The organism is Mesorhizobium carmichaelinearum (assembly GCF_900199455.1).
Lineage (GTDB): Bacteria > Pseudomonadota > Alphaproteobacteria > Rhizobiales > Rhizobiaceae > Mesorhizobium > Mesorhizobium carmichaelinearum.
Window position 1 is genome coordinate 1 of sequence record NZ_FZQR01000019.1, and the last position, 23219, is coordinate 23219.

A 23219-nucleotide genomic window follows, 5' to 3' on the forward strand; every position below is an offset into this window, starting at 1 on the left:
CACTGCATATCGTCGGCAGCGTCAGATGTGTATAAGGGACAGCGCCCAGTCCGCCGAGCCCGCCGAGCCCGCCGGATACACCACCGCCAGGCGACACGGATGACGGCAACAACGGCAATGGAAATGATCCGGGTCACCACGATCCAAGCAATCCCGGAAGAGGCCACGGCAATGGCCATGGCAGGGGATAGCCACTCTTTTTTCTTGGCGCGTCCGGTATTCGACGGTCAGGAATCGGAGCCGAATTGTTGCTCCGCATATCCGGCATTCGCTTCCACCGCCGCTCCCGCCCGTTTGGCAAGAAAATCATCCGGTCTGCGCGATATCCGGCCATAGAAGTCGTGCAAGCCTGCCGGCAGGCCCGCGGCCTTGGCTTTGGCCGCCGCGATGATCTTTCGGCTGCGTGGCGAGCGCGAACGCAACGCCTCGACGATCTTGCCGTGGAGAAGCCGCAACTCCGCAAAATCCGGCGACGAGGCAACATTTTCATCGCCGACGACGGCGTTGATCTTCGTCCTCGCGCTCTTTCCCTTGAGCTCCAGCGATCCCGCGTCGAGCACGGCCCAGCCTGCCAGCGATCGCACTGTGTCGTCGGACGCGAGGATGTCGAAATTCACCATCTTGCACGCTGTCTCGATACGCGCTGCGACGTTCACCGCGTCGCCGACAGCCGAATAGTTGAATCGTGACTCCGCCCCCATGTTTCCGACGCAGGCGACGCCGGTATGGATCCCGATACCGATGCGGACCGTCTGCTCGGCCCCGAATCCGAATGCATCGCTTTCGTTGAGGCGAGCAATCGTCTCGCGCATGGCCAATGCCGCGCGGACGGCCTTGGCAGGATGATCCGTGACATCGACCGGGGCATTCCAAAAGGCCATGATCGAATCGCCGATGAACTTGTCGAGTGTGCCTTCATTGGCGGTGACATGACGGCTGAGCGCGTCGAGAAGCGTGTTCAGAAACCGCACGACGGCGGTGGGCGGCAGTCTTTCGCTGATCTGGGTGAAGTTTCGCACGTCGACAAACATCACGGTCAGCTCGCGGTCGTCGCCGCCAAGACGAAGTGCGTTGCGCGTATGCTCGATGCGGTAGAGAAGCGATGGCGACAAATATTGGCCGAAGGCCCGCCGGATCGCGCGCCGCTCCCGGTCCGTCACAAGGAAGCGGAAAGAGGTTGTCGCGAAATGCGTGATCGTGCCCATGACGATCGGTGCAAACGGGTCGAACAGCAGTCCCGCAAGCGAAAAGGCAAGCCATGACGCGACAAGCGCCAGGCCGGTGATCGCCAGGCCGCAAGCGAGCGCAATCGCGGGGCTTACGAAAATCGTCAGGATCACCAGAAGGCTGCCCAGCGTCGCGATCGACGCTATTTCCAGCCCGTTTGCCCAGTCGGGCCGCGACAGATAGTGGCCGGACAGTATCTGTTCAACCATCTGCGCGTGGAGCGAGACGCCCGGCACGTTCTCACCGAGTGCCGTGACACGAATATCCTGCAGCCCGGCGGCGGAAGTGCCGACAAACACGATGCTGCCTTCGATCGCGGCCTTTGTTTCGGGCGAGACGCCGCCGGGTGCGAGCACGTCCTTCGCCGAAACATACCGTTCCGCCCTGTCGGGACTGACATAGAGCCAGAGTTCGCCGGCCGAGGTCACCGGGATAACGAAGTCGCCGATCTTGACGGAGGTCATTATGCCCTGCCGGTCCGGCGCGCCGGCAATGAGGTAGGTGGAGGCGCCCTGCGCTACCCTTATGGCTTCGAGGGCAAGACCCGGATAGAGCTGCTCGCCATCCGTCAGAAAGAGCGGAGCTGCCCTCACCACGGCGGTCGATCTGCCCGGATTGAGGCTGATATGTCCGATGCCGGCGGCATTGGCCTCAAGCTGCGGCCGCAGCGGTGTGGCTGCCTTGACATGGGGAGGAGCATCGACCGGGCTCTCGCCCGTAAAGGCAATGCCGGCCTTCACTTGCGGCCGATAGTCCCCTTCGTTGGAGATGCCGTAACCCAGGATAACTGGCTTGCCGGCGATCGATTGGGCGAAGATTTCGTCATTGTCGGGCAAGCGATCGAGCAAGGCAGGATCGACGCCTGGCACGGCGCGGACGACAGTGCGAGGCGACAGACGATCGGGCTCGGCGAAAACGATGTCGAATGCGATGGCAGCCGCACCGAGCTCCGTCAGTTTGTCGACCAGAGCCGCCATGCGATCCCTGGGCCACGGCCACTGCCCGAACTGCCGCAAGGAGGCCTCGTCGATGTCGACCACGCGGACGGGCATCGACTCGAACCTGCGAGGTGCCAGTTTCTGATATTGGTCGAACGTCGCTTCGCGGGCGAGCCGCAACGGCTGCGGGTCGCTCGCCCGGACAATGGTAAGCGCCCCGACCAGCGACAAGCCCAGGATGACGCCGGCCAACTGGGCGCGTGTCATGGCTTCTGCACCAGTTGCTGTGCCGCGTACCCTTCCTGCATGGTCCCGCCCCGGGAAATGGCTTTTCGAGCCTCAAGGCTAGGCTGCATTTTTCCTAGAGAATTAGCAATCGCTAACCTACCGCTCAACGGAGTAGCGCAGGTCCAGCGCGGCGATTTGCGTAGCCACGAAGAAACTCAATCGGTTCCACATGATCGACACCGGCGACGTCAAGCGTGCCGAGGATCATCCCGAGAGCGCCTACCGCCGCAACGATCCGCGCTGCCAGGGCGAAAACTGCGACGCCAATGTCGAGGCGGCGAGCAAGGTGCGCGACATCGCGGCCGCCCGGGGCGTCAAATCAGGACAGATCGCGCTGACCTGGCTGCCATGTCGCGCAGCACCGCCCTGCCGAACTTGTACGCCATCCTCGCGCGTGATATCAATACGGATGCGTGGACTGTTGACACTTATCGTGTTGGCGTTTGCCGCGACCAGTGCAGCGGCGGGCGATGTCTTGTTCGACGCCATAGCTGCCGGCGACAAAGTGGGTGTCGAGCAAGCTCTCGCCAGTGGTGCCGACGTCGACAGCCGGGCACACGACCGTGCAACCCTCCTCATCGCTGCAGCGCTCGACAACCAGCCGGAAATCGCTGAATTCCTGCTCGGCAAGGGTGCCGACGTCATGGCGCGCAACTCGGGCGGCTTCACCCCGCTTCATGCGGCGGCCTTCTCCGGCAGCCTGCCGATCGCCAAGCTGCTGCTGGAAAAAGGCGCGGTGCTCGACGATGCCGCCAATAAGGCGGGAGCTACGCCGTTGTTGGTGGCCGGCGAGGAAAACCACGTTGAATTGGCCGAATTCCTGATTGCGAAAGGTGCCGATGTGAACCATCCCGAGGGTCATGGCTACATGCCGACAACGCGCGCATTCTGGAAGGGCAATACGGATATCGTACGACTGTTCAAACGCCATGGTGCTACCTGCCAAGCCAAAATCCTTGGCGAGGCGAACGCGGCGAAGTGCGCCGAGATCCACGATTAACGGAGGATGCAGATGAGCACGATGATCAAGTCACGACTGGTTCGGAATTTGGGGGCTGCCCTGGTCGCGGTAGCCGCGGTCGCCGGCGCGGGATCGGCCTTGGCCGACGATTCCGTAAACACCGGCTATTTTGGCGGCGTGGCGATCATGGGCTACGACACGGTCGCATACTTCACTGACGGCAAAGCCGTGAAGGGCTCCGAAGAATTCACCTATGACTGGCTGGGGACACCCTGGCATTTTGCCAGCAAGAAACACAAGGAAATGTTCATGAGCGAACCGGTCAAATACGCTCCTCAATATGGCGGCTACTGTGCTGGCGAAGTCGTGAACGGAGGGGTCACGGTCAATGTCGATCCGGAAGCGTTCAAGATTATCGACGGCAAGCTCTACCTGATCTACGACGTACGCAATGCGGACGATTTCGCCGCGCATGCAGATAAAGAAATACCGAAAGCCGATGCCAACTGGCCGAAGGTCGCGGCCGATTTGGAGCTCGACAAGTATCACTGAGACCAGGTTCGCCTACTGGACGACCATGAAGTGAAACACCTTACTTGTATTGACATAGGAGTAGCCTTTGCCGGCTGCGTCATTGCGTCTGTAGACGGGACCGCAGTCGGGGCGCCCGAACAGGTTCTCGCTCTGCTCGCACAAGAGATCGCCATCGACGTAGACGGTCTCTGTGACCAGCCGCGTCGTCGTGCGGAAGGCCGCCTTGCCGTCGCTCCCGATCTGAAGGAAGGCTGGTTGTAGTGCGGGTTCGATCTGGCCTTGCAGTGTATGGCCAAGGACGAGGGACGCGATCTCCGCACCTTTCAACTGGTCGTGTTCGTCCGGGGTAAAGCCGTAGGGCCATTCGGGTAGTCCTGCCTGGCGCAGCGCATTCACGATGGTCGCCAGATCCTGCGGGTTTCGGAAATGTTGAGTCATCTGCCACCCAGCCAAGGAGTCCACGTAGCTGGACCCTGCTCCGAGGCGGAGCCCGTCGGCAATTGCGGCTTTCGCATCCGGTAGACGGCCGCCGCGGACATACGCGGCAGCGAGCGTAAACCGAAAGTTGGCAACGGTGGGCGCGTCGTCGCGTGTGCGTTCGAGAGTCTCGATCGCTTTCTCGACATTCCCCTGCAGAAGAAAAACCAGCCCAGCAGCTTCCCGGTCGATGGCGGAAAGGTCGGGGTCGAGCCTGAGCGCCGTCTCGACCGCATTGGCCGCTTCGGCGTGATTGCCGGCGTATAACTGAACATATCCAAGGGCTGCTTGCGCCTCTGCATCGCCCGGACCGATTGAAACAGCCTTCTTGGCAGAGGCAATCGCATCTTCGTAGCGGCGATTCACGACTTGCATGATACCGAGAATAGCATAGGGCGACGAAAGGTCCGGTTCGAGTTCCAAAGCTCGGCTCGCCTTCTCATAGGCTCTCTTTCGTGCGGGCGCGCTCTGGATGATGTCGTTGAAGGACTCGCGCCAGACATAGACGGTCGTGCGCGCGTCAGCCGCAAAGGCTTCTGCGAAGGCGGAGTCGAGCCCCTCCGCCTTTTCATAGAGCGCAAGCGCCTCCCGCAGACCGGCCAGCAGGCCGCTGCGTGACGCCGTCTCGGCTTGTAGATAGTAATCGTAGGCCTCGAGATTATTCGTCGGCGGGCGTGCCATTCGCTCGCTCTCCGCTGCCGAAGCCTGGATACCGAGCGCTTTGGCGATCTCCCCGCTCATCTCGTCCTGGACACTGAACACTCCAGCCATGCCGCGGTCGAACCGATTGGCCCACAGATTATCGCCGCTTGCTGTGTCGATGAGCTGAGCATTGATGCGGATTTGCTCGCCGGTGCGGCGGACGCTGCCCTGAACGACGAAGCGGACACCAAGGTCGCGCGCGACATCGGCCAGCGCAGCAGGCCGATTCTTGTAGGCGAAGACGGAATTGCGGGCGATGACATCGAGACCGGAAAGTTTGGTGAGGTCGGTGATCAAATCCTCGGTGATGCCGTCGGCAAAATAGTCCTGGCTCGGATCACCCCCGAGGTTTGTAAACGGCAGCACGGCAACCGAAGGTCGGGCGGCTAGGGAAGATGTCCTCGATTGCCACGCAAACAATCCTGCAAGGAGCACGACGAACAGGACCGCGATTCCTGCCATCCCGATCGCACGGGGGGATACCGGCCGGCGAACTGCCACCTTGATTTTCCCTGCGGCTGCGGGATCCAGCAGCAGCCGATAGGCGCGAACGGGATCAGCGATGTTCTTGAGGCGCTGCTCGCCCAAACTGGCAAAGCCGACATCAACCTTGTGCACCGCGTGATCGAACGCCGTGCCCGAGATACATATCCCCCCCGGCTCGGCCATAGCCTCAAGGCGCGCGGCGATGTTGACGCCATCGCCGTAGATGTCATTTTTCTCGACGATGACATCGCCAAGATTGACGCCGATGCGAAACCGGATGTGGCGGGCGCTGGAGGTGCCCTGGTCTCGGACAGCCATCCGGCGCTGAATCGCGGCAGCGCACTGGATGGCATCGACGACGCTGGCGAACTCGACCAGCGCGCCATCGCCCATGAGTTTGACCATGCGGCCGTGGAATTCCTTGATCGCAGGGTCGACCAATTCGCGACGGCAACTTTTCAACCGCTCGAGCGTACCGACCTCGTCCTCGCCCATGAGCGTGCTGTATCCGACCACATCGGCCGCAAGTATCGCGGTAAGCCTTCGCTCCATACCTGCCTGCGCCCTCCCGGTCGATCAAGCGGCTTCGCTGCAGCCTATTCTAGTCCCGCGTCGGACGCGAGCGTGCGCGACTGCTTTCCTGAGGATGTCTGGGTTACTCAGTAAGATGTCGGCTTGGGCGAACAGTGCCGGCCTGGCTCAGTGTCTGCTTTGGAGACGCCGAAATGCGGTGAGAATGACCGTTCGGGTCAGTTCACAACAGCAGACCTTGGAGGACAACGTCCGCTAGTGAGCTCGACAAATATCACTGGGACGCGTGTATCTACTGAATCACCGCGAAGTGAAACACCTTGCTTGAATTGACAAAGGAATAGCCGTTTCCGGCACCGTCGCGGCGTTTGTATACGGGTCCGCAATCGGGGCGCCCGAACATATTCTCGCTCACCTCGCACAACAGGTCGCCATCGCGATAGACGATCTCTGTGACCAGCCGCGTCGTCGTGCGGAAGGCCGCCTTGCCGTCGCTCCCGATCTGAAGGAAGGCTGTTTGGAGACCGGGTTCAAGCTGGCCCTGCAGCGTATGGCCCAGCACCAGGGAGGCGATCTCCTCGCCCTTCAAGCGGTTGTGCTCATCGCCGGTGAAGCCGAACGGCCATTCGGGCAAGCCCGCCTGCTGCAACGCGTCGATGATGAGAGCCAAATCCTGCCGGTTACGGTATTGGGCACCGTTGAGCCGGTATGCGGACAATGAATCGAACCCTGGCGTCGACATGGAACGCAATCCCTCGGCGACCGCCGCCCTCGCATCCTGCAGGCGGCCGGCGCGGGCGTAAGCGGCACCAAGCGTGATCGCGAAATCGCCGACTGACGGCGCATCGTGGCGGGTGCGTTCGAGCGCCTCGATCGCCTTGTCGTTGCTACCTTGAATGAGAAAGACCAGACCGGCAATTTGCCGGTTTATGGGTGAAAGGTTGGGATCGAGCCTGAGTGCTGTCTCGACCGCTGCGGCTGCCTCGGCATGATTGCCGGCGAACAGTTGCACGTACCCGAGAGCTATTTGCGTCTCCGCATCGCCGGGGCCGAGTGCGACGGCGCGCTCGACCGAAGCGATGGCTTCCTCGTAGCGGCGATCCACGACCTGCATGACCCCAAGAATCGCATAAGGCGACGAAAGGTCCGGGTCGAGCTGCAGCGCACGGCTTGCTTTCTCATAGGCGCGCTTGCGCGCGGGCGCGCTCTGCATGATGTCGTTGAACGATTCGCGCCAGATATAGACTGTCATGCTTGCATCCGCCGCGAAGGCCTCGGCAAAAGCGGGGTCGAGCTCCTCCGCCTTGTCGTAGAGCGTGAGTGCCTCCCGCAGCCCGTCGCGCCGGCCGGTCCGTGCTGTCTGCTCGGCCCGAAGGTAGAAGTCGTAGGCTTCGAGGTTTTCAGTCGGCGGGCGCGCCATGCGCTCGCTTTCCACTGCCGAAGGTTGCATTCCAAGCGCCTTGGCGATTTCCCCGCTCATCTCGTCCTGGACGGCAAACACGCCGGCCATGCCACGGTCGAACCGGTTGGCCCACAGATTGTCGCCCGTTGCCGTATCGATGAGCTGGGCATTGAGGCGGATCTGCTCGCCGTTGCGGCGGACGCTCCCCTCGACGACGAAGCGGACGCCAAGGTCGCGCGCGACGTCCGTCAGCGCTGCGGGCTTGTCCTTGTAGGCGAACACCGAGTTGCGCGCGATGACGTCCAGGCCGGAAAGCTTGGTGAGGTCGGTGATCAGATCTTCGGTGATGCCGTCAGCGAAATAGTCCTGGCCTGGATCGCCACCGAGGTTTGCAAACGGCAGCACGGCAACCGATGGCCGCGATGGCATCGAGAACTTCTGCCATGCGAAAATGCCGGCAATCGCGGCAATCGCCAGGACGGCGGCGCCGGTCAGGATCATGACGCGCGAGCCCGGCCGGTGGGGCGCGGCCGTGACCTTTCCCGATGCCGCGGGATCGAGCAAGAGCCTATAGGCGCGAACCGGATCGGCGATATTCTTGAGGCGCTGCTCTCCCTGGCAGGCAAAGCCGACGTCCACCTTGTGGACGGCATGGTCGAATGCGGTTCCGGAGATGCAGACTCCACCTGGCTCGGCCATGGCCTCGAGGCGAGCGGCGATGTTCACGCCATCTCCGTAGATGTCGTTTTCGTCCACGATGACGTCGCCGAGATTGACGCCGATGCGAAACCGGATCTGCCGGGCATCAGCGGCGCCCTTGTTGCGATCGGCCATCCGGCGTTGGATGATGGCAGCACACTGGACGGCATCGACGACGCTGGCGAACTCGACGAGCGCGCCGTCGCCCATGAGCTTGATGATGTGGCCGTGGAATTCCTTGATCGCGGGGTCGACCAGTTCGCGACGGCAGCCCTTCAATCGCTCGAGCGTGCCTACCTCGTCCTCGCCCATGAGGCGGCTGTAGCCAACCACATCGGCAGCAAGAATCGCGGTAAGCCTTCGCTCCATACTTGCCTGCGCCCTCCCCGGTCGATCAAGCAGCTTCGCTGCAGCCTATTCTAGTCCGCGAGCGTACGCGACCGCTATCCGGAGGATGTCGGGTTGCTCAGTATGCGCGCCGATCCTTCCATCCGCGAGTTCTGAGCGGAATGCTCTTCGACACGATGTCCGCTTAGGTATGACGCGAAGCCGACGCAACCCGATGCCGCGCTTGACTTGCTCATATGTTTCATAATAAATCATACATAATAAGATTTAAAAAAGACGACGCGTCTGGGAGCACCTATGAAAATTACGGCCATCAAGGCGCTCGTCTGCAATGCGGAAATGCGCAACTGGGTTTTCGTTCGGGTCGAAACCGATGAGCCCGGTCTGTTTGGCTGGGGTGAGGCAACGCTGGAATGGAAGACGCGCGCCGTCGTTGGCGCGCTCCAGGATCTTGAGGCCCTGCTCGTCGGGCAGGATCCGCGCAATGTGGAGCAGTGCTACCAGATCCTGACGCGCCACGGTTTCTGGCGCCTCGGCGTCGAGGGAATGTCGGCCGTCAGCGGCATCGAGATCGCGCTCTGGGACATTCTGGGCAAGTGGCTGGGCGTCCCGGTCTGGCGGCTTCTCGGCGGCCAGGTCCGCGACCATCTGCGCACCTACACCCATCTCGGCCTCGGCGACATGAAGGCGGTCTATGAGAGCGGGTCGGCGGACACGATCGTCGAACGCGGACGCATCGTCACGCAGGCCGGCTACGACGCGGTCAAGGTCGTCTGCATTCCCTACACCCACTATGTCTCGCCGGCGAAGGCGGTCGACTCCGTTGCCAACATGGTTGGCGCGCTGCGCGAGGCCGTTGGTCCCGATATCGACATCATGGTCGACTTTCACGGACGCCCGGCCTCCGTCAACGCGGCGATGGACTATCTCAAGGCGATCGAACCGGCCCGCATCATGTTCGCCGAAGAGCCGGTGCCGCCCGAAGATGTCGCCGGCCTGGCGCATATCACCGCGCGATCGGCGGTTCCCATCGCATCCGGCGAGCGGCTGATCGGGCGCCGCGAGTTCACGCAATCGATCGCGGCGCGCGCGTTCAACATTGCCCAGCCCGATATCTGCCATACTGGTGGCCTGCTCGAAACCAAGAAGATCGCGGCCCTGGCCGAAACCGCCGGCATCGGCCTTGCGCCGCACAACCCGCTCGGCCCGATCGCCGGCGTCGCAGCGCTTCACTTCGGCATATCGACGCCGAACGTCATCATCCAGGAGGAGATGTCGGGCGCGGTCGCCTGGTACGACGACGTCGTCACCTGGCCGATCGATCGCAAACCCGGCCGTTGGGACGTGCCCAATCTGCCTGGCCTTGGCGTCACCGTGAATGAAGATGTCATCGCGCGCCACCCCTTCAAGCAGGAAGTGCTGCATGCCCGCAACGCCGTCATGCCCGACGGCACTGTGGTCGATTGGTGAGCGCCATGACAGGCAGGCTTCAGGGAAAGATCGCAATCGTCACCGGCGCCGGCCAGGGCATTGGTGCCGCCACCGCCCGGGCCTTTGCGATGCAGGGGGCAAAGACCGTGATTGCCGAGCTCAATGCGGCAACCGGCAAGGCGCTCGCCGACGAATTGCGTGCCAAGGGCACTGATGCCCTTTTCGTCGAAACCGATGTCACCGACACAGCGGCAGTGGCCGACATGGTGGCAAAGACGATCGCGGCCTATGGCGGCGTCGATGTTCTCGTCAACAATGCCGGCGCCAACATCTTTTACGAACCCTTGTCGATGCCGGACGAGGAATGGGACCGCTGTCTCAGGCTCGATCTCCAGGCCGCGTGGTTCTGCAGCAAGGCGGTGTTGCCGACGATGCTGGCGAACGGTTCGGGGTCGATCGTCAACATAGCCAGCTGCCACGCCTTCAAGATCATTCCCCACACATTTCCCTATCCGGTCGCCAAGCATGCGCTTGTCGGCCTGACCCGCTCGCTCGCCATCGAATATGCGGCGCGCGGCATCCGTGTGAATGCGATCGCCCCCGGCTACATCGAGACGCCGATCGCGGAAGCCTATTGGAACACCTTTCCAGACCCGGCCGAGGAGAAGCGGCGGGCCTACGACCTTCATCCGCCCAAGCGCATTGGCCGGCCGGACGAAGTTGCAATGACGGCGGTTTTCCTCGCTTCGGACGAAGCGCCGTTCATCAATGCCGAGACGATCACCATCGATGGCGGACGCTCGGTTCTCTACCACGACTGACAACCAAGCAGGGAGGATCCACATGAAAACGACGACAAAGGCTCTGGCAACATTGGCGATACTGGCTGCCGGACTGATGGCTGGCGCGGCAAGCGCCGACGACATCAAGATCGGCTACATCAACAAGATGGGCGAGCACCCATGGTTCGTCGCCGAAGTCGGCGGCGCCAAGAAAGCGGCCGAGGCGGCCGGCGCCACCTTCGTGTCGCAAGACGTCCAGTTCGACTCCAATCTGACAATCACCACCTTCGACACGATGGTCGGCGACGGCGTCAAGGGCATCGCCATCGTCGTTCCCGACAAGGCGCTCGGACCGGTCATCGCCGAGAAGGCCAAGGCGGCGAAAATCCCGCTGGTGGCGGTCGATGACGATATCTACTACCAGGACGGCACCCAGGTCCCCTATGTCGGCATGAATGCCTACAATATCGGTGCGCGGGTAGGCGAAGAACTGGCCAAGCTCTACAAGGCCGACGGCTGGGCCGGCAAGGAGGTGCGTATCGCCTCGATCGAGGACCGCAAGGCCGACACCTGCATGCAGCGCAACAAGGGTGCCGAGGAAGCGTTCCTGAAGGCGGTGCCCGATTTCAAGCCGGCAAACATCCTTCGCGTCCCCTATGACAACACGATGGTCAACGCCATCGACGTCATGACCACCACATTGACGGCCAATCCCGGCGTCACCAACTGGATCTTCTATTCCTGCAACGATGACGGCGTGCTGGGTGCGTCGCGAGCGCTGGAAAATGCCGGCTATGCCGCGGACCAGGGCATGGGCATCGGCATTGACGGCAGCCGCGCCTGCGAAGCCTTCGGATCAGGCAAGCCTTCGGCATTCCGTGGTACGATGTGGCTCAATTCGGCGAACCATGGCGCGCTGGCGGTGAAGATCCTGCTGGCCTCGATCAAGGACGGAACGAAGCTGCCCGTTCAGTCCTTCACCGACCCGGAATACATCACCGCCGGCAATTTTGCGTCGGACTACAAGGCCAAGCTCTGCCACTGAGCCGGACCTGCATCATGCGTCCCCAGGGGCGCATGACGCTTTCCAGTCGGCAGGTTCGCTGGCTGCCATGCCACCGAACACGGATCGATCCTTGGGAGTGAGCCTTGACGCAATCGGACTTCTTCTCGCTCGACGGCATATCGAAACGCTTCGGCGTCGTGCAGGCGCTCGACAACGTCTCGATCGCTTTCCGGCCAGGCGAGGTGCTCGCTTTGGTCGGCGAGAACGGGGCCGGCAAATCGACGATGATGCGCATTCTCGAGGGCGTGTTCGGACCGGACACCGGCACCGTGCGGCACGGTTCCACGCCGATCGTTTTCAGCGAACCGCGCGACAGCCACCGCGCCGGAATACGCGTCATCCATCAGGAGCCGGAGATCGTTCCGAACCTGACGGTCGCCGAGAACATTTTCGTCGGCGAATTGCCGCGCCTGGCAGGCGTCCTGCTCGACTGGCGCAAGCTGGAGCAGCAGACCGACCGGGTGCTTGCGACCTTCGGCATGCAGCACGACATGCGGCCACGCCAACTCTGCGGCACGCTCGGCCCGGCGCAACGCCAGATGATCGAGATCATGCGCGCCATCCGTGCCGGCGGCCGGCTGATCGCCTTCGACGAGCCGACCTCGTCACTGACCGATGATGAAGCGCGGCGCCTGTTTTCCGTCATCCGCCGGCTGCGCGAGGACGGCACGTCGATCATCTACATCTCGCACCGGCTGAACGAGGTCATCGACCTTGCCGACCGCATTGTCGTGTTGCGCGACGGCAGGTTGGTCGACGATTCGCCGGCGGCCGGCGCCAGCGAGCAGACCATCGCCAAGCTCATGGTCGGCCGCGACATCGCCGATCTGTTCACCCGCGAAACCTGGCGGTCCGGGGAACAATTGCTTGAGGTGGCGGGATTGACCACCGACCGAGTCAGCGATGTCAGCCTCAGGGTCCGTCGCGGCGAAGTACTCGGCATCGCCGGCCTCATGGGTGCGGGCCGCTCCGAACTGGCAAAGGCGATTGTCGGCTATGACCGGCGCATCGCCGGCACCATAGCCATGAACGGCGCGCCCGTTGTCCCCAACAGTCCGCATGCGGCGATCGTCGCGGGCATCGGCTTTGCTCCCGAAGACCGCAAGCACGAGGCGTTGCTGCTGTTCCGAAGCATTCTCGACAACGCAGCACTTTGCGTGCCCGACAAGACGTCGAGCTTCGGCTTCTTCAACCGGCGCAAGGCGCTGGAGATTGTCTCGCCGCTGGCAGCCAAGATGTCGATCAAGGCACCCAACCTCGACGAGCAGGTTTCGAAACTGTCGGGCGGCAATCAGCAGAAGGTCGTTCTGGCGCGCTGGCTTGCCCGGCAGCCGATGCTGCTCATCCTCGAGGAACCGACGCGCGGCATCGACATCGGCGCCAAGGCGGAAATCTATCGGCTGATCGATGAACTCGCGGCAAGCGGCATCGGCATCATCCTGATTTCCTCGGAAATGCCGGAGCTGATCGGCCTCGCCGACAGGGTTCTTGTCATGGCGGGAGGCCGTATCACGGCAGAACTTGCCCGCCCCGACATCGACGAGGCGACGATCCTCAAACACGCCATGCCGCAATCCGCACCAGCGCCCGGAGACCACATTCAATGAACAGCCTCGAGCTTCGCGCATCGAAAGCGCAGACCGACGCCAGGGGCGTTTCCACGCGCCTTGTGGAGCGCCTTGGCGTTCACAACATCAGCCTTCTGGTGGCGCTCGCCATTCTCGTTGTCATCTTCGGTTCGCTGCGCGGCGATGTGTTCTTCTCCAGCCGAAACCTGCTCAACATCGGTCTCGGCATCACCATTCTCGGCGTGCTGGCGATGAGCCAGACCGTGGTCATCGTCGGCGGCGGTCTCGATATCGCCGTCGGCGCCACTGTCGGTCTGACCACGGTCTCGACGGCAATGGCCATCCAGGCGACCGGGTCGCCGGCGGCCGGCATCGTTGCCGGCCTGGTGCTTGGTGGTCTTGCCGGTCTCGTCAACGGCATCATCATCACCTATGGGCGAGTCAACGCGGTCATTGCCACGCTCGGCACCATGGCGATCTTTCGCGGCATCGCCTTCATCATGTCCGACGGCCAGTCGATCGCCATCTTCAGCGACACGTTCCGGTTCATCGGCATTGGACGCATCCTCGGCCTGCCGTTGCTGGTCTGGATTCTGGTGCTGACCGCGATCGCATTCCACCTCTTCCTCGCGCGTTCGATTGTCGGCCGCAACATCTATGCGCTCGGCGGCAATCCCGTTGTCGCCCGCTTCTCCGGCATCAACATCAACCGCTACCGCGTCGGCATCTACATCATGAGTGGCGTTGCCGCCGGATTGGCCGGGATCCTGCTGGCTGCCCGTACCGGTTCGGGTCAGCCCGTATCCGGATCCCAGGGCCTGGAACTCGAGGCCATCACGGCGGCCGTGCTGGGTGGCTGTGCCTTGCAGGGCGGCAAGGGCACGATTGTCGGCGCGCTGCTCGGCGTCGCCATCATTGGCGTGCTCAACAACGGAATGATACTGACGTCCGTGCCAACCTTCTATCAATTGCTTGCAAAAGGCTCACTGCTGATCCTTGCTGTGGTCATTGCCGAATACCACTTGAACAGGACATGACGATGGGCGCGGCGACCGCTGAAATCGATCAAGGCAAGCAGGACCTCCCTGCCGGGGATGGCGCCAATTCGTCCCTGAAGGATCGCATCGCACGCGATCTCGGACAGCGCATTCTCGCCGGCACCTACGCGCAGCACGCGGTCCTGCCGACGGAGGCTGAACTGTGCGTCATCTACGGCGCCAGCCGCACAGCACTTCGCGATGCGCTGCTGACACTTTCGGCCAAGGGACTGATCGAGGCGCGCAAGCGGGCCGGCACGCGTGTGCGCGTGTCGAGCGAATGGAACAGGCTCGATGCGCAGGTTCTCGAATGGATGCGCGATATCGAGCCTGATCTCGATTTCGTCCGCGGCTTGATCGAGGCGCGGCTGGTCATCGAGCCAGCCGCCGCCCAGCTTGCGGCCAGGATGGCGACCTCGGGCGATCTCGCGGTGATCGAAGCCGCCTATGAGGCCATGCGCATTGCGCCGGAGGACGACCTCGCGGCCTGTCTTGATGCCGATGTCCGCTTTCATACCGCCATCCTGCGCGCCAGCCGCAACCCGGTTTTCGCCAATCTTGGCAATATGCTCGCAGCCGCACTCAGCTTCTCTTTCCGACTGACCACATCGGCCACCGCCAACTATCAGCAGACGCTCAGCGCCCATGGCGATGTGCTGGAGGCAATCCGCATGCGCAGGGTCGACGACGCTCACGACCAGATGAAAGCGCTGATCGGCATCGCCTCGAACGACCTTCTCGCTGTCGCTCGCAAGGGCCGTCACCAACAGCCGGTCCCCACTGCCAGTGCCGATCCCAACTGAGTTCGATGATCCGGACCATTGAAATTCGAAATGGCGACCTGTCCGCCGAAATCGTGCCGTCGCTTGGCGCCGGTCTGGCGCGGTTCGACCGTGGCCGCGCGCCGCTGTTCAGGCCATGGCCTGACGGCGGCAGCACGAACCCATTTGATCTCGCCTGCAACCTGCTTGTGCCATGGTCAAATCGCATCTCGGGCGGCGGCTTCACCTTCGACAACACATTCCACGAATTGCTCCCCAACGTTGCCGGCGAGCCCTTTCCCATTCACGGCAATGGATTTTCAAGCGCATGGGACGTCGACTCCTTGATGCCGGACAAAGCCAGGCTGTCGCTCGTCAGCGAAGGACCCGGCCCATATCGGTATCGCGCCGAGGTGGCTTACGCCCTGACCGAACGGGCGCTCGATCTGCGGCTTCAGGTCCTCAACAGGGCGCCGGTCAGGCTGCCGTTCGGGCTTGGCATCCATCCGTGGTTGCCAAGAACGGCCCAGACAACGCTTCACGCCCCAGCGTCACAGGTTTGCCTCGAACTGCCCAGCCATCTCCCCGACAGGTTCGAGGATGTCGCAACCTGTCCCGATTGGGATTTCGCCGCGCCGGCCGCCTTGCCCAGCGGTTGGATCAACAATGCCTTTGCCGGCTGGGCCGGCGTCGCTTCCCTATATTGGCCAGAGCAAAATCGCGGCCTCAGGATCGAAGCGTCCCCGGCCCTGAGCTTCTATCTCATCTATTCGCCATCGCAGGCGAGCGACTTCGTCTGTTTCGAGCCGGTCAGTCATGCCGTGGATGCCCACAACCGCGGTTCGGTCGACAAGTGGAACGGATTGTCGGTGCTTGGCCCTGGCGAGAGCCTGGTGGCCGGTTGCAGCTTCGCTGTCATATAGAGCGACCAGCATGGCCGCGGCGTGCCCGGCGCGCGCCGACAACCAGGGCTCAGATGTCAGGATCGTCGAGAATGCGAGAGAGCGTGCTGCGCCCCAGCGCACTCATGGCTGGGTTAGTGCGACGGTAATACCAGACGAGACCCATGGCCTGCTGGAATGCCCAGGCAGCACCGCGCTTCCACAAGAGGTCCTCGACTTGAAGGCCGCTCCGAAAGGTCGCCCTTCGCTCGTGGTCGAGAAGATGCCACGCGACCACCAGATCCAGCGACGGATCGGCTGGTCCGAAACTGCCGCCATCAAGCACTCCGACAAGACGCTCGCCCTGCACGAGAAGGTTTGGTGGGATAAGGTCCTTATGACTCATCACGACAGGCCCAGCGAAGGGCAACTCCCGGAACCAGGCCCACAGATCGCGCAGTCGAGCCACATCAAGAAGGCCCTCGCTGTTTTCAAAGCAAACGGCCATCCAATCGTCATGATCGGGGAGATGTCCACCACGTCCTTGCCCGTCGAAGCGTCGACCCCGAGTGTCCGCCTGGCGCAACGATGCCACGAGGTGTGCAAGGTCAAGGGCGAACGTCGTCGATCCACTTAGCCCGTGTGGCGTGGCAACCTCGCCTTCGATCCACGTCTGCAATGCCCATGGCATTGGATATCGAGGACCGGGCTCGCCGAGCCCAATCGGTTGCGGCGTCGGAAATAAGCAATGTTCTCCGATCTCGACCATGGCAGCGGCCTCCGACCGAAGCATATCGGCGCAGTCGGCCGGCTTCATCGCCCGCAGCGGGAACCGCGCAGCGCTCTTAGAGCCAATGCGGAAGATGGCGTTGACGGTTCCCGACGATCCAACTGAGGTGATGTCCTCATGACGATACTGGGGAAACTGATCGTGGATCATCTGGCGGGCGATATCGATGTCGATATTCACCTGATCGTCATGCATCATGAGTTCTCGTCCTGCCGAACTCGACATCAAGGGCAAAAGCGCCGAATGCGCAACAGAGATCGGAATATCGGCTTCTGAAGTCGGACGCGACCTTGCGGCGGACGTCTTCGGTGAAACGCATCCCCACCAGCGCACTCGCAGTGATCGGGTTTCGCCCCTAACCCGCCGCCGCGGCCGCCACCTTCCTCGGCGCAGCCCGCTGCCGGCGCATGCGGCGTTTGGCGACGAGTTTGAGGGCAACCGGCGGCTCGGTCGACAGCGCGCCCGTGACGGCGTCGACCATGCCATGCGCGACGAAATCCGCGTTGATGTCCTGGGCCAGTTTGGCCGCCGCTTCCTTGTCGTCGTTGCCGGTCTCCGACCAGAACACGATCCCCACCCGAAGTGCGGCCTTCGCCCGCTTCAGCCGGCGAACCAGGAAGCGGGCGTGCTTGACGGAATCGCGGTTGAGGAAGCCGACCACCACGGCGTCGATGGTTTCGAGCTCGAGCCGGCGGATGCTGGCGGGTTCCATGTCGGCAAAGCCAACTTTCGACGCGGTCGCGCCCTGGACTTCCAGCACCTGCGCCAGCATTGCTGCGGCGGCATCGTCGAGTTCCCCTCGCCCGCCGGCGCAAAGCACCGACATACCCGTGCCGTCGGGCAGTTCGGCCGCGTCCTCGCCAACGGCATCGCCGGGCTCGTCCGCCTCCCCGGAGATGTGTGGGCTTTCATCCTCGGCCGCTTCCTCCTTCGCATCGTCTTCCAGATTGGCCACCAGCGTCAGCGCACTGGCCGCCACTTGCCGCCTCTGCAGGTCGCCCATGACGCCGCGCACGCGGTCGCGCTCGCCCAGCAGAAGCGCCGGGATGGCCACCTCGTCGTAGAATTCGACCAGATATTTTTCCTCGAGCATCTCTTCGGCATGGTCGGTGGCTTCGTCCGGATCGCCGGCAAGCAGCCGCTGGTAGAGGCGCGCATGCGGTTCGAGCACCGGCTCGTTGCCGAACAGCACGTCGAGGAATTCAAACTGCGGCACATGCCTGCCCAGCACCACCAGGCAGACGGTGAGCGGCGTCGACAGCACCAGCCCGAGCGGTCCCCACAGCCACGTCCAGAAGATCGCCGCAACGATGATCGCCAGCGGCGACAGCCCGGTTCGCGACCCGTAAAGCCAGGGTTCGACGACGTTGCCGGTGACCAACTCCATCACCACGAACAGGGCGGCCGTCCACGCGACGAGCTCCCAGCCGGGGGCCACGGCCAGCGCCAGGAACAACGGCAGCAACGCGCCGATGACCGGGCCAATATAGGGAACGAAACGCAGCGCCAGCGCCAGCAGCCCCCACAGCAAGGCATTGGGGATGCCGAGGATCCACAGGCCGATCGCAATCGGTATGGCGTAGACGATGTTGACGACCAATTGCATCAAGAGATAGCGACCCACACGCTTGCCGGCATCGCGAAGCGCCTCGGTGGTGCGGTGCAGGTCGCCATAGCCGACAAGCCGGATGAAGCGGTCGCGCAAATCCTCCCGCTCGAGCAGCATGAAGATGACGACGACGATGATCAGGCCTGCGGACCCGAGCGGACTGATCAGCGGACCGACGATGTTCTGCAGGACTTCGAGCGGCCTTTCGCGCGACACGATCTCGACCGGCACCGGCTCGCGCAGTGGCTTGTCCGGCGTGGCAGCCGGCAGCGTGGCGTCCTGCCTGTCGATCTCCTGGCCGACACGCTCGACCACGGTGCTCAACCGCGAAATGATCCCGCCGCCGACGCCGGTTTGCTTGAGCGAGCGGATCTTGGTCAGGATGTTGGTCTGGTAGACCGGGATGTTTTGCGCCAATTCGCTGACCTGGGTAGCGACGATGAAGCTGAACAGGGCAAGTGCCGCGAAGGCGCCGAGCACACTGGCGATGACCGCGGCGATCCGGGGAATGCCGACCCGTTTGAGCGCCGAGACCAGCGGCGCCAGCGCAAAGGTCAAAAGCAGCGCGATGGCGATCGGCAGGAAAACCTCGCGCCCGAAATACAGCGCCGCCACCGTCGTGACGGTGGTCGCCACATTGGGCAACACGGTTCGCGGATGGGGCGCGGCGGCCGCAAGAATGTCGTCCAGCCCTTGAGGCGCCGACGCCGTGCCGTTTCGACGATTGGCCACTCTTTGATGTCTCCCCCTGCCAACAGCATGGTCTGATATATTGAGCCGGCGTGCAACCTTCGCCAACGGCAAGGCGCTGATACTCAACGGGCAACAATCCGGATGGCTCCGCCATCCTTGACATTTTGTGCACGTCTCCATAAATGAGTGACCACTCACTCAAACTGGTTCCAGCATGGCCCGCCCCCTCAGCGAAGAAAAGCGCGACGCAATCCTGGCATCGGCCACCGCCCTGGTGGCGACGCTTGGAACAAGTGCGGCCACGGCGAAGATCGCCAGGGATGCCGGTCTCTCCGAAGGCACGCTCTTCAACTATTTCGCCAGCAAGGATGAGCTGCTCAATCAGCTCTACCTCGAGATCAAGGCCGATCTCGGCAAGGCCTTGCTGATGTCGTATCCGTCGCAGGCCAGCCTGCGCGAGCGCTGCCGCCATGTCTGGAACAACTTCATCGACTGGGGAGCGGAATATCCGATGAAGCGCAAGGCCATGCGCCAGCTCGGCGTTTCCGAGCGGATCACCGAGCAGAGCAGGCAGCAGGGCAACGCGGCCTTCGGCGACATCAACGCGATGATCGAGGAAAGCCTTGTCGACGGCGGGCTGAAGGGCTGCTCGATGAATTTTGCCGGAGGCATTTTCGAGGCGCTCGCGGAGACAACGCTCGAATTCATCGCCCAGGATCCACGGCAGCGCGAACACTACAAACAGGCCGGCTTCACCTTCTTCTGGAACGGCATCTCGAAGTAGCGGCCCAGGCACAATCTCAAACGGCACCGAAGCAAACCACCGAAAGACACCATCAATTCAACCACAAGAATGAGTGCCTACTCACTCTTTTATATGATAACTCCCTGAAAGGACAAGACAATGCCCAAAATCTGGTTGATCACCGGCAGCGCCCGCGGACTCGGGCGCGATATCACCGAGGCAGCCCTTGCCGCCGGCGACAGCGTCGTGGCGACCGCCCGCGATGTCGCCCGCTTCGCCGATCTTGAAAGCCGCTACCCCGGGCGTCTGCGCGGCTTTGCGCTTGATGTCACCGACGCCACCGCCGCGCAGGCCGCGGTGGACTTTGCCGTGGAGACGTTCGGTCGCCTCGACGTCCTCGTCAACAATGCCGGCTTCGGCCATATCAGCCCCTTCGAGCAGACCGAAGCGGCCGATTTCCGGGCGCAGATCGACACCAATCTCTACGGCGTCGTCAACCTCACCCGCGCCGCGCTTCCCGCCATGCGCGCCCAGCGTTCGGGCCACATCATCAACATCTCCTCGGTCGGCGGCCGGACAGCCACACCGGGCCTCAGCGCCTACCAGGCGGCCAAATGGGCGGTGGGCGGTCTCACCGAAGTCCTGGCGCTGGAACTCGCCCCCTTCGGCGTCAAGATCATCTCGGTCGAGCCGGGCGGCATGCGCACCGATTGGGGCGCCACCGCCATGGCCAATGCCCCGGCCTTGCTGCAGGATTATGAACCAACCGTCGGCGCCATCCTCGGCATGCTCAAGGCCTATGTCGGCAATGCCATCGGCGACCCGCGAAAGGTTGCCGAAATCGTCGTCGATCTCACCACGCGCGATACCTTGCCCGCCCACCTGATCCTCGGCAGCGACGCCTTGCATGTCTTTGCCCAGGCGGAAGCAGCGCGCCAGCAGGCGGCGAAGGAATGGGCGCCGGTCAGCACCTCCATCGATATAGAGGGCGTCGACCTCTCATTCCTGTCGCGCGGGAGCCAGTCATGAGCGCCTGGACCACGCAGGACATCCCGCCCCAGCGGGGACGCAAGGTGGTGATCACCGGCGCCACAGGCGGCCTCGGTTACGAGACCGCACTGGCGCTCGCGCAGGCCGGTGCGGACGTGCTGATGACCGGACGCAACGAAGCCAAGGGCAAGGATGCGCTGAGCCGCGTCCAGGCCGCCGCTCCGGGTGCTGCCGTGCGCTATGCCCATCTCGACCTTGCTGACCTGGCCTCGGTCGAAGCCTTCGCCAGCCAGCTTGCCGGCGAATGGGAGGCGATCGACCTCCTGGTCAACAATGCCGGCGTGATGACCCCGCCGGCCCGCCACGAAACCGCCGACGGCTTCGAACTGCAATTCGGCACCAATTATCTCGGCCATTTCGCCCTGACCGGCCGCCTGCTGCCGATGCTGAGCAAAGGCAACAGAACGCGCGTCGTCAATCTCAGCAGCGGCGCCCACCGCATCCAGGCGGCGATCCATTTCGACGATCTGCAATGGCACAAGCGCTACCGACCCTGGGCGGCCTATGCGCAGTCCAAGCTCGCCATGATCCTGTTCGCCTTCGAACTGCAGCGCCGCAGCGATGCCAATGGCTGGGGCCTGCTGAGCAATGCGGCACACCCCGGCTACGCCCTCACCGACCTGCAGACCAGCGGCCCGCGCCTGGGCCGTGACGGCGGGTCGTCACCGTTCGATTGGCTTGGCGTGCTGCTCGCGCCGGTTCTTTCGCAATCGGCCGCCGAGGGCGCGCTGCCGACGCTGTTCGCCGCGACAGCGCCGGACGCGAAACCGGCCGGCTATTACGGTCCGCAAGGTCTGTTCGAAATGAAGGGCGCGGTCGGCGAGGCCAGGATCGGCAGGCACGCGCGCGACACCGCTGTTGCCGCAAGGCTTTGGGATGTTTCGGAGGAGTTGATTGGTGTGAGGTGGCCGGGTGCGGCTTGAGGACAGCGCCTATTTGCCGATGTCCGCGTCGGGTATCGGCTATCTATCTCAAGAGCATACCACAAATTTCGCTCGTATCTTTGCCGATGTTTTTGCCGTTTTTCGCAGCGCAAGTGGCCAGCGGCGCTGGTGAGATTGACGCGTCGGCAAACCACTCCGAATTCCTTGAAACGATCCTGGAACGGAATTTCGGAGGGCCTCAGACCGTCCTCGCCGCATGCCTCGCCAGCGCATGCTCGATCAGCACGTCGATGACCTGGCTGTAACCAATGCCGATCGCCGCCAGCGCCTTGGCGTACATAGAAATATCGGTGAAGCCGGGCAGCGTGTTGACCTCGTTGACCAGCAGCGAACCGTCGGCGCGCAGGAAGAAGTCGACGCGCGCCATGGCCTCGCAGCCGAGCGCCCGGAAAGCCTGCGTGGCCATCTCCGCCGTGCTGGCAACGACATCCGCCGGGACATCGGCGGGCACCTTAACCACCGCGCCGTCGGCGTCGAAATACTTCGCCTCATAGGTGTAGAAGCCATGCTTGTCGGCCGGAATGATTTCGCCGGGCGGCGACACCGTGATTGAACCGTCGGCGCGCTCCAGCACCGAACACTCGATCTCGCGGCCGGCGACGAATTCCTCCACCAGCAGCTTGCTGTCATGCCGGAACGCCGCCGTGACGGCCGCCGTGAAGCCGGCGCTGTCGGCCGCCTTGCTCACGCCGAAGGACGAGCCCTGGCGCGCCGGCTTGACGAAGACCGGCAGGCCGAGCCGTGCCGCGACATCCTCGAAAGCCACGGTCTCGCCGCGCCGCAAGGTGATGGAACGGGCAACGGCAAGCCCGGCCTCGCGCATCAGCCGCTTGGCGGCATCCTTGTCCATGGCGGCGGCGGAAGCCAGGATGCCGCAGCCGACATAGGCGACATCGGCGACCTCGGCATAGCCTTGCACCGAACCGTCCTCGCCGAACGGCCCGTGCAGCACGGGAAAGACGACATCGACGGGATCAGGCAGTGCTCCGTTGCGTGACACCGCCACCAGCCGGCCCTTGCCGCCGGGCAATAGGGCGACTTCCAAGCCATCCTCCGACACGGCAGCCCCTGCCCCATCGGCGCCAGGCTCGGACGAATGTTGCAGCAGCCATCTGCCGTCTCTGGTGATGGCGACCAGGACCACCTCGTAGCGCGTCCGGTCGATCGCCTTCAGCACATTGGCCGCCGACAGGCGCGACACGTCATGCTCGGCCGAGCGCCCACCATAGAGGATGGCGACCCTGATCCTATCCTTCATTGAAAAGTCTT

Annotated in this window: 18 protein-coding genes; 12 read left to right on the forward strand and 6 right to left on the reverse strand. The window is 63.1% G+C overall.

The genetic code is table 11. The features are described 5' to 3' along the window. Positions 1-227: 227 nt before the first annotated feature. Positions 228-2432, reverse strand: coding sequence for a CHASE2 domain-containing protein (locus CKW40_RS30955; protein WP_095203561.1), 2205 nt, complete (start codon positions 2430-2432; stop codon positions 228-230). A gap of 430 nt (positions 2433-2862) precedes the next feature. On the opposite strand from CKW40_RS30955, the gene CKW40_RS30965 reads away from it, so the two are divergent. Continuing rightward, entirely contained in the window at positions 2863-3453 is a 591-nt protein-coding gene (locus tag CKW40_RS30965) for an ankyrin repeat domain-containing protein (protein WP_095203642.1), read from the forward strand. A gap of 12 nt (positions 3454-3465) precedes the next feature. Further along, entirely contained in the window at positions 3466-3966 is a 501-nt protein-coding gene (locus CKW40_RS30970) for a YHS domain-containing (seleno)protein (RefSeq protein WP_439331015.1), read from the forward strand. Between the two features lie 12 nt (positions 3967-3978). Here CKW40_RS30970 and CKW40_RS30975 read toward each other — a convergent pair whose 3' ends face one another. After that, on the reverse strand, positions 3979-6165 hold the full coding sequence (locus tag CKW40_RS30975) for an adenylate/guanylate cyclase domain-containing protein (protein ID WP_095203563.1): 2187 nt from the start codon (positions 6163-6165) through the stop codon (positions 3979-3981). A gap of 271 nt (positions 6166-6436) precedes the next feature. Continuing rightward, entirely contained in the window at positions 6437-8614 is a 2178-nt protein-coding gene (locus CKW40_RS30980) for a tetratricopeptide repeat protein (RefSeq protein WP_095203564.1), read from the reverse strand. Between the two features lie 276 nt (positions 8615-8890). Here CKW40_RS30980 and dgoD point away from each other — a divergent pair, with 276 nt between their 5' ends. The 7 genes from dgoD to CKW40_RS31015 all read left to right on the forward strand — a co-directional run bounded on the left by dgoD (position 8891) and on the right by CKW40_RS31015 (position 16161). Further along, on the forward strand, positions 8891-10063 hold the full coding sequence (dgoD, locus tag CKW40_RS30985) for a galactonate dehydratase (protein ID WP_095203565.1): 1173 nt from the start codon (positions 8891-8893) through the stop codon (positions 10061-10063). 5 nt (positions 10064-10068) lie between these two features. Continuing rightward, positions 10069-10845 (forward strand): SDR family oxidoreductase, encoded by a 777-nt coding sequence (locus CKW40_RS30990; RefSeq protein ID WP_095203566.1) that lies wholly within the window; start codon positions 10069-10071, stop codon positions 10843-10845. A gap of 22 nt (positions 10846-10867) precedes the next feature. After that, on the forward strand, positions 10868-11851 hold the full coding sequence (locus CKW40_RS30995; protein ID WP_095203567.1) for a substrate-binding domain-containing protein: 984 nt from the start codon (positions 10868-10870) through the stop codon (positions 11849-11851). A gap of 104 nt (positions 11852-11955) precedes the next feature. Beyond that, on the forward strand, positions 11956-13479 hold the full coding sequence (locus CKW40_RS31000; RefSeq protein ID WP_095203568.1) for a sugar ABC transporter ATP-binding protein: 1524 nt from the start codon (positions 11956-11958) through the stop codon (positions 13477-13479). After that, on the forward strand, positions 13476-14477 hold the full coding sequence (locus tag CKW40_RS31005) for an ABC transporter permease (protein WP_095203569.1): 1002 nt from the start codon (positions 13476-13478) through the stop codon (positions 14475-14477). The genes CKW40_RS31000 and CKW40_RS31005 overlap by 4 nt, the downstream gene beginning before the upstream one ends. 2 nt (positions 14478-14479) lie before the next feature. Continuing rightward, positions 14480-15280, forward strand: a complete 801-nt coding sequence (locus tag CKW40_RS31010; RefSeq protein WP_244571354.1) for a FadR/GntR family transcriptional regulator — start codon at positions 14480-14482, stop codon at positions 15278-15280. A 5-nt stretch (positions 15281-15285) separates the two neighbouring features. Further along, the gene (locus CKW40_RS31015; protein WP_244571355.1) at positions 15286-16161 is read left to right on the forward strand and encodes an aldose 1-epimerase; all 876 of its coding nucleotides are present in this window, start codon (positions 15286-15288) and stop codon (positions 16159-16161) included. A 49-nt stretch (positions 16162-16210) separates the two neighbouring features. Here the strand turns inward: CKW40_RS31015 and CKW40_RS31020 are convergent, their stop codons facing one another. Next, entirely contained in the window at positions 16211-17107 is an 897-nt protein-coding gene (locus tag CKW40_RS31020; protein WP_179298180.1) for an aminoglycoside phosphotransferase family protein, read from the reverse strand. A gap of 157 nt (positions 17108-17264) precedes the next feature. Beyond that, positions 17265-19250, reverse strand: coding sequence for an AI-2E family transporter (locus tag CKW40_RS31025; protein ID WP_095203571.1), 1986 nt, complete (start codon positions 19248-19250; stop codon positions 17265-17267). Between the two features lie 175 nt (positions 19251-19425). Here CKW40_RS31025 and CKW40_RS31030 point away from each other — a divergent pair, with 175 nt between their 5' ends. The 3 genes from CKW40_RS31030 to CKW40_RS31040 all read left to right on the forward strand — a co-directional run bounded on the left by CKW40_RS31030 (position 19426) and on the right by CKW40_RS31040 (position 21929). Continuing rightward, a complete protein-coding gene (locus CKW40_RS31030) occupies positions 19426-19995 on the forward strand; it encodes a TetR/AcrR family transcriptional regulator (RefSeq protein ID WP_095203572.1) in 570 nt (189 codons plus the stop codon). Between the two features lie 120 nt (positions 19996-20115). Beyond that, the gene (locus tag CKW40_RS31035; RefSeq protein ID WP_095203573.1) at positions 20116-20985 is read left to right on the forward strand and encodes an oxidoreductase; all 870 of its coding nucleotides are present in this window, start codon (positions 20116-20118) and stop codon (positions 20983-20985) included. Beyond that, entirely contained in the window at positions 20982-21929 is a 948-nt protein-coding gene (locus tag CKW40_RS31040) for an oxidoreductase (protein ID WP_095203574.1), read from the forward strand. Before CKW40_RS31035 ends, CKW40_RS31040 begins: the two co-directional genes overlap by 4 nt. 199 nt (positions 21930-22128) lie before the next feature. On the opposite strand, the gene CKW40_RS31045 is transcribed toward CKW40_RS31040, so the two are convergent. Continuing rightward, entirely contained in the window at positions 22129-23208 is a 1080-nt protein-coding gene (locus tag CKW40_RS31045; protein WP_095203575.1) for a D-alanine--D-alanine ligase family protein, read from the reverse strand. Positions 23209-23219: the final 11 nt, after the last annotated feature.

Bases quoted from the DNA above. Each gene is read 5' to 3' on its own strand.
- CKW40_RS30955 (WP_095203561.1), bottom strand. From the start codon at position 2,432: ATGACACGCGCCCAGTTGGCCGGCGTCATCCTGGGCTTGTCGCTGGTC.
- CKW40_RS30965 (WP_095203642.1), top strand. From the start codon at position 2,863: ATGCGTGGACTGTTGACACTTATCGTGTTGGCGTTTGCCGCGACCAGT.
- CKW40_RS30970 (WP_439331015.1), top strand. From the start codon at position 3,466: ATGAGCACGATGATCAAGTCACGACTGGTTCGGAATTTGGGGGCTGCC.
- CKW40_RS30975 (WP_095203563.1), bottom strand. From the start codon at position 6,165: ATGGAGCGAAGGCTTACCGCGATACTTGCGGCCGATGTGGTCGGATAC.
- CKW40_RS30980 (WP_095203564.1), bottom strand. From the start codon at position 8,614: ATGGAGCGAAGGCTTACCGCGATTCTTGCTGCCGATGTGGTTGGCTAC.
- dgoD (WP_095203565.1), top strand. From the start codon at position 8,891: ATGAAAATTACGGCCATCAAGGCGCTCGTCTGCAATGCGGAAATGCGC.
- CKW40_RS30990 (WP_095203566.1), top strand. From the start codon at position 10,069: ATGACAGGCAGGCTTCAGGGAAAGATCGCAATCGTCACCGGCGCCGGC.
- CKW40_RS30995 (WP_095203567.1), top strand. From the start codon at position 10,868: ATGAAAACGACGACAAAGGCTCTGGCAACATTGGCGATACTGGCTGCC.
- CKW40_RS31005 (WP_095203569.1), top strand. From the start codon at position 13,476: ATGAACAGCCTCGAGCTTCGCGCATCGAAAGCGCAGACCGACGCCAGG.
- CKW40_RS31010 (WP_244571354.1), top strand. From the start codon at position 14,480: ATGGGCGCGGCGACCGCTGAAATCGATCAAGGCAAGCAGGACCTCCCT.
- CKW40_RS31015 (WP_244571355.1), top strand. From the start codon at position 15,286: ATGATCCGGACCATTGAAATTCGAAATGGCGACCTGTCCGCCGAAATC.
- CKW40_RS31020 (WP_179298180.1), bottom strand. From the start codon at position 17,107: ATGATGCATGACGATCAGGTGAATATCGACATCGATATCGCCCGCCAG.
- CKW40_RS31030 (WP_095203572.1), top strand. From the start codon at position 19,426: ATGGCCCGCCCCCTCAGCGAAGAAAAGCGCGACGCAATCCTGGCATCG.
- CKW40_RS31035 (WP_095203573.1), top strand. From the start codon at position 20,116: ATGCCCAAAATCTGGTTGATCACCGGCAGCGCCCGCGGACTCGGGCGC.
- CKW40_RS31040 (WP_095203574.1), top strand. From the start codon at position 20,982: ATGAGCGCCTGGACCACGCAGGACATCCCGCCCCAGCGGGGACGCAAG.
- CKW40_RS31045 (WP_095203575.1), bottom strand. From the start codon at position 23,208: ATGAAGGATAGGATCAGGGTCGCCATCCTCTATGGTGGGCGCTCGGCC.